We start from the raw sequence: 279 nt of genomic DNA, 5'->3' as shown, positions 1-279 counted from the left end.
GACCTAATTTAATAACTGCCTCTCTTTTAACTTGTGCCTCGCACTTCTCTTTCGCTTCTTCTTTACTCTCCTCTTCAACAACTGTATACCTTTGATTGCTCTTAGCTCGAGTTATGTGTGTATGTTTACGTCCTGTTGAATCTTTGAATGTTGTAACTAAGTATTGCGTAATTTCTTTAACACTCCATAATCTACGCCGATTGGATAAATCAGAATAGCTATAATATTTAATATTATTCCCAACAAGAAAAAGAACAATAATCCTTTTTGAGATAAATG

At 33.3% G+C, this 279-nt stretch carries 1 protein-coding gene; it reads right to left on the bottom strand.

What is annotated here, in order from left to right; translation table 11 throughout:
• On the bottom strand, nucleotides 1-279 hold a 279-nt coding region (locus tag CDN38_RS32665), incomplete at both ends, for a DUF1381 domain-containing protein (protein WP_368773226.1).

The sequence above is a fragment of the Mycobacterium ostraviense genome (genome assembly GCF_002705925.1).
In the GTDB taxonomy this organism is placed as follows: domain Bacteria; phylum Actinomycetota; class Actinomycetes; order Mycobacteriales; family Mycobacteriaceae; genus Mycobacterium; species Mycobacterium ostraviense.
The sequence above is the reverse complement of the archived record's forward strand: the minus strand, read 5'-3'. Positions and strand labels throughout refer to the sequence as shown.